We start from the raw sequence: 9,325 nt of genomic DNA, 5'->3' as shown, positions 1-9,325 counted from the left end.
CAGGGGCAGGGAAAATAGGCAAAGGGAAAGAGTGCCCACATGGGCGTTGCCAGAGGATTGCGCGGGAGGTTAGGTTTTGTAACAGTTTTCCGGCAGAGCGACCCCAGAGATGGCAACCCAAGCTTTTCTGCCGCTCTGGTTAGGCCGGCTTAGACGAAAAGCTGTCCATCTGAGGGTGAGATCTTGCTGTTGAATTGCCTAGATCCTGTGTTGCTGGCTGTCGAAGCCGCTGCTTCCGTTGAGCCGCCAGTGGAAGACAACCTCTCTCCCCTGATCTTGGTGGCGGTGCTACTGGCGTTGGTGGTCATCTACTTGGCCAGCCGCATCGCCGGAGAAATTGCCGTTCGCCTCAGCTTCCCCCCGGTGCTGGGAGAGTTGCTGGGGGGTGTCCTGGTAGGCGGCTCTGGCCTGGGGCTGCTGGTCTTTCCAGAAGGGCCAGTCTCCCCCGAGACGCTGCCTAGCTTGGCCCACTCCTCCGCCTTGATGCAACTGCTGCAAGTGACTGCCGGCCTCGACGAGGGATCCCTTGGGTCGGTGTTTGCCTCCCAGGTCGAGATCCTCGACGTCCTCGCCGAGATTGGGGTGGTCATTCTCCTATTTGAGATTGGCCTCGAGTCGGATCTGGGAGAACTGCTGCGGGTTGGCCCGCAGGCAGCGGCCGTGGCCGTCATTGGGGTTGCTGTCCCCTTTGCGGCGGGAACCCTGGGCCTGCTCTATCTCTTTCACGTGCCCACCATCCCTGCCATCTTTGCCGGGGCGGCTCTGACGGCAACCAGCATTGGCATCACCGCCCGCGTCTTGGCCGAGCTACAAAAACTCACCTCCCCCGAAGGCCAGGTCATCATTGGCGCCGCCGTCCTGGACGACGTGTTGGGCATCATCATCTTGGCTGTGGTGGCGGGCTTAGCCAAAACCGGAGAGGTTGACGTTGCCAATGCTGGCCTCATCATCGTCAGCGCCGTCGTCTTTCTGGTCGGCTCCATTGTCTTGGGGCGCCTCCTCAGCCCCTACTTTGTGGCCCTTCTCAACCACCTGAGAACCCGCGGCAACCCCCTTTTGCCCGCTCTGGTGTTGGCTTTCCTGTTGGCCTACGTGGGGCAGGTGATCCACCTGGAGGCGATTTTGGGCGCTTTTGCCGCCGGCCTAATTTTGGGGGAAACCGACAAGCGACAGGCGCTAGAAGAACAGATCAAACCCGTTTCCGACCTGCTGGTGCCCATCTTCTTCGTCTGTGTTGGGGCCAAAACCAACCTCGCTGTCCTTAACCCCGCCATCCCTGCTAACCGGGAGGGGTTGATCATTGCCGTCTTCTTGGTTAGCGTTGCCATTTTTGGCAAGCTGGCCGCTGGCCTGGGGGCGTTTGGCAAGCCGGGCATTAGCCGTTATGCTGTCGGCGTGGGCATGATTCCCCGCGGCGAAGTGGGCCTGGTGTTTGCCGGCGTGGGAGCGGCCAGCGGCGTTCTCTCTGAGGCTCTCGACGTCAGCATCATCGTCATGGTGATTGCCACCACCTTCATCGCTCCCCTCTGGTTGCGGGGGGTGCTGGTGGGCGGGGACAACACATCTCCCTCCCTCTTGGAACTCCAGGCGGAGGCCACGGAGCCAAACCGCAAAGACGCTGCCAGTGCCCCAGAGCTCGCTCCCCCAGACTCAGGACGGGTGGGTATTCCTGAGGGTTAATCAACCCCTCAGTTGCCGCCAGATAGCCTGTACCAGCAGCCGCAGAGGGTTGCGCCGACGTGGTTTCCCATCTCGGATCCTGTCCTTCGTCTCCGCTTGTGGCGCCATCACTTGCACTGACGGCGGGTCGAACCGCTGTATTGTGGTTGAGCGTCGATCCACCACCTCTGCCTTAACGCTGCGGAAGCCCACAGCCTGGAGACACTGCTGAAAATCGGCATCGCAGGAGCGGCGAACATAGTATTGCAGCCGCACCTGATCCCCCAACAGGATCTCCGTCCTTGAGATCCCAGCTCAGACATCTCTGCCCGTTCACTGAGATGCCGTTGGTGCTGCGCTTGCCCTCAAGATTGCCGTCCAGCAGCCGGTAGGTATACTGCCCGTCCTTGTGCAGTAGCCGCAACAGCAGTGCATGTTGCCGGGAAACAGCTGCCGAATGGATGACAATAGCGTTGCTGGGATCCCTGCCGATGGAGTAAGTGGCCGCGCTGAGGGCCACGGCCCGCCGTCCCTGCTCGTCGTCGATCACTAGCACATGCCAAGTCTGGGGTGAAGAGAAGGCGGAGTCGGTAGGCATGGTCTGGGCATTGGCCGGGGGTTAGCTCCGCCGAGGGGAGACTCGGCAAAAGAGAGGCTTTCCCTCATAATGATAGGACAGGGCTCCCCTAGCAGTGAGCAATTGTAAACAGCAGCTATGACTTCAGCTTCATCCCTTCTCCAAGACCTGCCCCCCATCTACCCCGGGGTGGCTGTGCGGGTCATCAATCCCAACGACACCTACTACCTTTTTGAAGGACAAGTGCAGCGGGTTACCGACGACCACGCTGCTGTCCTCTTTGAGGGCGGCAACTGGGATAAATTGGTAACCTTCCGCCTCACGGAACTGGAAGTGGTGGACAAATCCCGTCGCTAGCTCGGTTTTCCATGCGTAGCCATTGGCAGGAACCATTCCTCTGGATCCATGCTGCGGGGATCCTCCTCTTTCCCGTGTGGATGGGGCTAACCGTCATTGGGTTGGCCACGGGAGATCCCCTCCTGCCGGTGGGAGTGGAGCAGGCGGCGGTGGCCGTGGCAGGTATTGGACCAGTATTTGCTATGCAGTGGCGCCGGCCCTTCTACATCTTTAGCCTAGGGGTGGTTGCCCTTCCTCCCAAGGAGCTCTCTCCTGAGCAGCGCCGCCTCTTGGCCGCTTTCCTCAGCCCCGAACACAAGGTCTTAGCGGTGTTGGCGGCGTTCCTACTGCTGGAAGTCTTGGAGCGTCTTTATGACTTGGCTCCCCTCTTTGCTCCCCTTACCCCCGGTGGCGGCAGCCGGCTGGCTGGTCTAGTCATTGCCGCCTTCGGCTTTTGGGGGGCCAATGTGTTTTTGCAGATCCCTCTTGCCGTGGTGCGGGTTCTTTTCTTGAGCGACCTGGAGCTGGCCCAGATCGATCCCCTCCCTGCTGAAGCGATTGAAAGCCGCTTTTCCCTCTTTGGTGATCGCCACAACCTGTTGCTGCAGCGGCTGCTGCGCCGCGTCACCACGCCGGGGTTCCAACCCAGCCATAAAGCAGAAACTGGCCCAGAGCCAGCTTCCCCAGCCGAGACGGCCACCCTCTAGAGCACGGCCTTCCCTCAGGCCAGCTTTGGGGACGGATTTCTGCCCCAAAGAGGCCGCAGCTCGATGTTAGATTGGAGGGGAGCCGGTTATCCCCTTTCTCCCGACCTGCGAGGCTAGCGCACCAGCAATGGCAAGCAACTTTTCCTTCCGCTTTAAACAATTTGCCCAACGCCTCAGAGAAACTACCCAACTGCCCCACTTTTTTAGCGACCAAGCCACCAGTGAAACCCAAAACCTGGCGCGGGAGTTGGCTATGGTTGGGGAATACGCCACCCAGCTCAGCCAGGTGGTGATGGAGGTGGACTTCCTCAACCAGCTCTATACCCGTCTCCTGAACGAGCGCGAAGTGCTGCAGCAGGAAAAAGAGAACTTGGAGGCGCGGGTCTTTGAGTTGCAGCAGGAGCGCAACGAGATTGAGCCCCAGGTGATGTACCTGCGGGAGCAACTAAGCCAAGTTGCCTTGCAACTGGAGCAAACCCAAAACCGCGAGCGCAGCCTCAGTGAGCGGGAACGACAACTGTCGGAAATTGTTGCGCAACTGGAGCGGCGGCGGGCCGTGCTCAACCAGGCTATTGAAAACCTTACTAACCAGGAGGCCGACTACACTGTCCGCAATAAAGAGCTGGAAGCTGTGATCAAAGACAACGAACGCAAAGCCCAGCAGTACCTAGAGGCCGCCAACCACTACCGTGCCTACTTGGAAGAGCTAAACGCCCAGATCCAGGAAGCCCAGGCCAAGCTGAGGAGCCTTGGGGTTGAGCCCAAACCGGCTGACCTGCCGCGGCTTGAGGATATGGAAAAGCCAACTCCCGTCCCGCCGCCGCCGCCCTCTACCCCTCTTGGCTATCCACCACCCCCCCCTCAACCCTCTCCTCCCCCCCCGCCAGGTGGCTATTGGCAGGAGAGCCCCTTCGATGACGATCCCTGGGGCTAGCTGGCAATTGTTACTTGGCAGCAGGTATTGACTTATCCGGGGGAGGAGAAAGCGGTGTTGGATCCAACATCACAAACAGAAACGACTCCAGCCCCGCCAGGTAGGTGAGCACCTGCTCCTGGGCCGCTTCTAGCTCTAGCTGGTTGGCGCGGGCCGCCTGCTCAATTAGGCTAGCCACCGCCACTGGCCCCTGCAACAGGGATCCCAGCCAGGCCATTTGGGGGGCTGGTATGATCAGGCGCCCGCGGCTGGCCCCCGGCCAATTCATGGTAAACTCCAGCTTCTTGTCGTGGGCCTGGGCAAAGTTGTGGCGAAACTCGGCGTTGTCTGTCAGGATGGGGTTGAGCTGCACCCTGCCCCCCAGCCAGTCGGCGTCGCTCCAGGGCAAGACCAGGGAAGAGCCGGGGTGCTCCGCCCAAAAGTCGATTAGGCGGTGGTTGGGGCAAATTAGCTCGTAGAAGTGGTTTTGCTCGGCAGAGGAAAGCTTGTCCAGCTCCGCCTGCAGCCAAGCCGGCATGGCCCTGTCTTTGAAGAGTAGTGTCGGATCCCAGTCGGCGTAGTCCACTAGGCAAACCAAGCCCAGCTCCGCCTCTTGAAGCAGGCGCAGGAGATCCGGGATCAAAAACCCTTTGTCGCCGGGCAAGAGGTAGTTGGCGCGGATGTTGGTGTCGTCGCTGTAGATCTTGGGATCCCAGTGCAGGGCGGCCCGCAGCTCGTCGGAAGCCAGGCTGGCCATGAACTCCCGCACCCGCCGGCAGGCTTCGGGGGTGGGCAGCTCAAACAGGCCCAGCAGCCGGAACGCCTCCTGCAGGCGGAAGATCACCTGCCGCTGGTAGGCGTGGTGTAGGTTGGCCCGTAGGATCCCGTCCGGCTTGAGCACCCGCTTAAGTGCTTTCAAGCCCGCCACGGGATCCTCAAGCAGATAGAGCACGTCGTTGAGGCTGATGAAGTCAAACTGCTGCCCCAGTTGTTCAATCTCCAACAGGTTGAGGACATGCAGCTCCACCTCCCCAAAGCCGTGGTAGCGCAGGCGCCGCTCCGTTGCCTGCACCGACGCCGGTGAGAGGTCACAGGCCACCAGCCGCGCCCCAGGGTTGGCCTCCGCCAAGAGCAGGGTCTCCCAGCCGGAGCCACAGCCAACATTGAGAATAGCAATCCCCTCGCTGGGCAGGATGGCGCGGGTACGGGCGTATTGGGCCGTCGTCCAGCTCAGGCGGTACAGGCTGCCGATGGCGCTGCGGCCCGAGGCCTCAATGGGCACGTTGGGATAGGGCAGTTCCTCGTAGAGTTGCCGCAAAGACTCGGTTGTGCTGCCGGCCATGGGATCCCTCCCTATGCTACTGCCTCAGAAACGCCGCGATGGCGTCCGCAATGGCCTCGTTGCCCCCCCGATCCAGCTCTTCTGCCCCCTGGGGGGGGTGAGGGGGATCCCGCAAGAAGTCCCAGGATCCCGCAAAGAACTCTTCCGGCGAGAGGATACGATGCCAACCGTAGCGCCGCAATCCCTCCACCAGGAGGGGCGACTCCGCAAAGCCGGAACGGTTGACACAGGCCATGGGGATCCCACAGCGCAGCGCCTCCGCTAGGGTGCCATAGCCCGGCTTGGACACCACCCAGCGGCAGAGGGGCATGACATCCACCGGGCGCCACCTCTGCCCGTCCAAAACCTGCAGGTTGGGCAAAGGGGGAGCCTTGGGGTCGAAGGTGAGAAACTGCCAGTCGGGAAAATCCAAAAGCCGCTCATAGGGCAAGCCCTGCAGCCCCAGCCCGCCAAAGGTTAACAAAACCGTGGGCCGCTCCCGCTCCAGTCCTAGGCGCTCAGCCACCTCCTCGGCCAAGTAGCGGGGATCCGACCCCGTCAACCCCACGGGTTCCTGGTGGGGAAAGGCGCCCATAGGCTCAGCAAAGGGCAGGCGAAACAGCCGCTGGCAGCGCCCGTACAGCTCGCGGATCCAGCTTACAAAGGGCTGAAACTGGGGGCCGTACTCTTGATAGATAAAGTCCCAGCCGAAGTTACTGGCCATCCAGCAGGGGATCCCGGCAGCCTCGGCAATAGCAGCAGCAAGCGGCGGCACATCCCCTAGCAGCAACGGCACCCCCTGGCGGCGGATGAACTCCGCCTCTTCTTGGATGAGGTCGGCAGACCCCGCTTGGAACGCCCGCAGGGCCACCAAGGTTGCCGGCAGATCTGCCTGCAGGCCATCCGGCTGCACGACCCCCACATCCAAGGCCCGCGGCCGATGCAGAAACTCCCCTTCCCCGTAGCGCTCCAGCAGCCAAGCGGGGGCCGGCGTCACCCAAATGGGCAGGATCTGCGGCTCCCGCCGCCGCAAAGCGTTGACCACCGCCGCCAGGCGAGTGACGTGCCCAAACCCATGGGCCGTAGCTGCCACATACAGAGGAACTGGATTCACCGCCATAGCCCTAGGAAAGCACAGGCTGAGACTTTTCCCGCCGGGATCCCCAGAGGTTGCTGGCCAAGATGAGGCCCAGGCCCAGCACCGATCCTGGCGCGATCGGCTCCTGCAACAGCACCGCAATCAGCCCCAGCGACAGGAATGGCGTGACATAGACCCAATTGGCCAGGGATCCGCGCTCGTCCGCCAGCTCCAGCGCCCGCAGCCAGAACACAAAAGTCAGGCCCATCTCCGCCAAGCCAATGTAGGCCGCCCAGCCCAGCCCTGCTAGGGTCCACCTCAGCTCCTGAAAGGGCAATAGCGCCAGGCAATAGCCGCTGCCGAAGACAAACCCCAGGAACAGCTTCAGCACGGCATCCCGCCCATCCCGCACATTGAGTAGCCAGTAGAGGGCCCAAATAGCGGCGCTGCCCACCGCCAGCCCCACTCCCCAGGGATCCTCCACCTGCAGCGTGCCCCAGGATCCGCCTGTAGCCACCAGCACCACCCCCACTAGGCTCGTCCCCAAGGCCAGCAGCAGCCGCCCGCGCAGGCGCTCCCCCAACAGCGGCACCGCCAAGAGAGCCAGCAGCAGCGGCCAGGTGTAATTTAAAGCCAGCGCCGCCTGGGCCGAGAGGCGATCATAGGCTTGGAAGAGCACCCCGTAGTAGCCAAACGGGTTGAGCAGCCCCTGCAGCGCCGACAGGCCAATCTGGGATCCCTTCTGTTGGGCAATAAGAGGCGCCCGCCCTGTTACCACCAGAACCATCCCCAAGATCAGGCAGGAGCTACACGCCGAAAAAATCAGCAAGACCGTCGGCGAGAGGTGCTGCAACCCCAACTTAAAGGCACTGGCCGCCGTGGCCCAGCCCAAGATAGCTGCCGCCAGGTAGGCGTAGGCCCGCCAGGGATCCCTGCCCATCAAAAGCTGTCCAGCTCCCTGTCTTCTGCCTTTGGCCTTGCTCCGCTGGGAAGGCCCAGCCGTGGCGCCACCACCCAGACATAGAGCAGGTAGCCCAGCCCCGCCACCACCGCCCACCGGAAGACCGTGGCGAAAACCCGGAAGACTAGCCCCACCAGCAGAATACAGCCCAAAATGGCCAAAACCGTCAGCAGTGGGCGCCACCACGTCCAAGCGACGTTTTTCCTCTGCGGCGAAGTCGATGCTCTCAGATCCCCAAAGGCCGCGGCCGCCTGCTCCAGCTCGCTCTCCAGCTGCTTTAGCCGTTCCTGTTCTGAGGAAGCAAGATCCGACATAGGGAGCAGTCTCCAGGATACAGGGCCATCTCCATCTTACGGGCTCTTCCCCAACACAAGACAGGCTAGGCCCGCGCCGACAGGATCTCTTGGGCCATGGCGCGGAACGGATCCAAAGCCGGGCCAGGGCGGCGGTTGGGACGTGGCGGCGGGATCTCGTTGGGCACAAATGGCTTCTCGACCACTACCTTGGGCTTGGCAGGCGTAGCCTTAGCAGGGGTTGCCGACTGGGTTGGAGCGGATTGGGCAGGTGCCGGGCGGAAAGGCCCGGTAATGAAGTCCACCAAGCCGCCGAAGAGAATGCCAAAGAAGGAAAATAGGCCGCCAAACAGCTTTTTGAGAATGCCCATAGCCAATTGCGAAAAGCAACTTAGCACCCATTATTGTGAGCAACAGGCCCCTTGGCTATGGGTAAATATGCTCAGGAGGGATCCCCCACCTCGCCCCCTGCAGCGTCAAAGCGCCGCAGCGGTAGGGCCAACTCCAGCTCCTGCAGCTCCAGGGGTTCCAAGAGAGGCCGGCTGCGCCCCAGCTCAAAGGCATCGGCTGCCGCCGGGTTCACCGCGTAGCCCATATCCGCCATTGCTCCCACCGTAAGGATGCTCAAAGGATTGGGCCCGCCCCGGTCGAGGCGGCTGGTCATCAGCTCGCGGCCCAAGACGCTCTCCCGCCAGTGGGAATCGCGGGATCCCTCCCCAAACTGGTTCTCCAAAGGAACAGAGGGGGCATTGCCTCCTAGCGTGGTGAAAGCCTCAACTGCCCGCGGGCCGAGAAAGCGGGGGTCATAGCCCGGTGGCGTCGGCTGCTCCGGCCCCACCAAGCCCAGCGTCAGCCCCTTGGGATTCCAGACGCTGGGCAAAAAGCCAAGGGCATGGCCCAGCTCGTGCAGGGCGGTGATGGGCAGATCCCCCCGCTCTTCCAAAGCCGAGAGGTTTTGGCTGTTGAACACAACCACAGAGTAGAAAGGCAGGCCATTGGAGGCCCGCACAAAACAGGGAGCTGCTCCCCCCAAAATCCGCTGGTTGCCCAGGTCTCTTGCCCGCACCTCCACTAGCAGATCGTCGATGGGAAAATTGAGCGCTGTGCTGGGAAACCCTGCGGCACACTCGCCGGCTGGGATATTGGTGGGCCCCAGATCCGGCTGATCCCCGACAATGATCTCCTGCCACCTCAAGGCTGCGCTGCGGACAATGGCTTGCTGGCTGGGAGTGAGGCTGTTGTCGGGAAAGCGAACGTCAAGGGTGAACTGGGAAACAGGGGTAGCCAGCGGCGAAGGCACAGCTGGAGGAGAAGGGGGAAAGACGCCTACGGAAGAGAACCCCCCCTTGCCCCCGCAGGCCTTGAGCAGCAGGAGCAGCAGCACAGCCATGAGGAATCCCAGCAGGCGCCGGCTCCCAAGTTTCACCCTCTCCTCCAACCCAAAGGCTCTATAACTAGACCATGACTGGCTGCTTTTCAA

At 61.9% G+C, this 9,325-nt stretch carries 12 protein-coding genes; 4 read left to right on the top strand and 8 right to left on the bottom strand.

What is annotated here, in order from left to right:
* Positions 1-207 precede the first annotated feature (207 nt).
* The gene (locus tag NW827_RS02525; protein WP_414403353.1) at positions 208-1,680 is read left to right on the top strand and encodes a cation:proton antiporter; all 1,473 of its coding nucleotides are present in this window, start codon (positions 208-210) and stop codon (positions 1,678-1,680) included.
* On the opposite strand, the gene NW827_RS02520 is transcribed toward NW827_RS02525, so the two are convergent.
* Together NW827_RS02520 and NW827_RS02515 are read right to left on the bottom strand one after the other, a co-directional pair.
* Positions 1,681-1,935 carry a hypothetical protein gene (locus tag NW827_RS02520; protein WP_414362079.1) on the bottom strand — a complete coding sequence of 85 codons (255 nt, stop codon included), beginning with the start codon at positions 1,933-1,935 and terminating at the stop codon, positions 1,681-1,683.
* Positions 1,853-2,122 (bottom strand): FHA domain-containing protein, encoded by a 270-nt coding sequence (locus tag NW827_RS02515; protein ID WP_414503306.1) that lies wholly within the window; start codon positions 2,120-2,122, stop codon positions 1,853-1,855. Before NW827_RS02515 ends, NW827_RS02520 begins: the two co-directional genes overlap by 83 nt.
* A gap of 252 nt (positions 2,123-2,374) precedes the next feature.
* Here NW827_RS02515 and NW827_RS02510 point away from each other — a divergent pair, with 252 nt between their 5' ends.
* The 3 genes from NW827_RS02510 (at position 2,375) to NW827_RS02500 (ending at position 4,213) form a co-directional block, all read left to right on the top strand.
* Positions 2,375-2,593, top strand: a complete 219-nt coding sequence (locus NW827_RS02510; protein ID WP_414403354.1) for an NAD(P)H dehydrogenase subunit NdhS — start codon at positions 2,375-2,377, stop codon at positions 2,591-2,593.
* Between the two features lie 11 nt (positions 2,594-2,604).
* Positions 2,605-3,279 carry a low-complexity tail membrane protein gene (locus tag NW827_RS02505; RefSeq protein ID WP_414403355.1) on the top strand — a complete coding sequence of 225 codons (675 nt, stop codon included), beginning with the start codon at positions 2,605-2,607 and terminating at the stop codon, positions 3,277-3,279.
* A gap of 127 nt (positions 3,280-3,406) precedes the next feature.
* Entirely contained in the window at positions 3,407-4,213 is an 807-nt protein-coding gene (locus NW827_RS02500) for a hypothetical protein (protein ID WP_414361854.1), read from the top strand.
* Between the two features lie 10 nt (positions 4,214-4,223).
* On the opposite strand, the gene NW827_RS02495 is transcribed toward NW827_RS02500, so the two are convergent.
* The 6 genes from NW827_RS02495 to NW827_RS02470 form a co-directional block, all read right to left on the bottom strand.
* Positions 4,224-5,534, bottom strand: coding sequence for a class I SAM-dependent methyltransferase (locus NW827_RS02495; RefSeq protein ID WP_414403356.1), 1,311 nt, complete (start codon positions 5,532-5,534; stop codon positions 4,224-4,226).
* A gap of 16 nt (positions 5,535-5,550) precedes the next feature.
* Positions 5,551-6,633, bottom strand: a complete 1,083-nt coding sequence (locus NW827_RS02490) for a glycosyl transferase (protein WP_414403357.1) — start codon at positions 6,631-6,633, stop codon at positions 5,551-5,553.
* Between the two features lie 4 nt (positions 6,634-6,637).
* Positions 6,638-7,531, bottom strand: a complete 894-nt coding sequence (locus tag NW827_RS02485) for a DMT family transporter (protein ID WP_414503305.1) — start codon at positions 7,529-7,531, stop codon at positions 6,638-6,640.
* Positions 7,531-7,866, bottom strand: a complete 336-nt coding sequence (locus NW827_RS02480) for a hypothetical protein (RefSeq protein WP_414403359.1) — start codon at positions 7,864-7,866, stop codon at positions 7,531-7,533. Before NW827_RS02480 ends, NW827_RS02485 begins: the two co-directional genes overlap by 1 nt.
* A gap of 65 nt (positions 7,867-7,931) precedes the next feature.
* Complete coding sequence (locus tag NW827_RS02475) at positions 7,932-8,216, bottom strand: hypothetical protein (RefSeq protein ID WP_414403360.1); 285 nt, start codon at positions 8,214-8,216, stop codon at positions 7,932-7,934.
* A 71-nt stretch (positions 8,217-8,287) separates the two neighbouring features.
* Positions 8,288-9,271 carry a leishmanolysin-related zinc metalloendopeptidase gene (locus NW827_RS02470; RefSeq protein ID WP_414403361.1) on the bottom strand — a complete coding sequence of 328 codons (984 nt, stop codon included), beginning with the start codon at positions 9,269-9,271 and terminating at the stop codon, positions 8,288-8,290.
* Positions 9,272-9,325: the final 54 nt, after the last annotated feature.

This window comes from Synechococcus sp. H70.1 (genome assembly GCF_047502705.1).
In the GTDB taxonomy this organism is placed as follows: Bacteria; Cyanobacteriota; Cyanobacteriia; order Thermostichales; family Thermostichaceae; genus Thermostichus.
The sequence above is the reverse complement of the archived record's forward strand: the minus strand, read 5'-3'. Positions and strand labels throughout refer to the sequence as shown.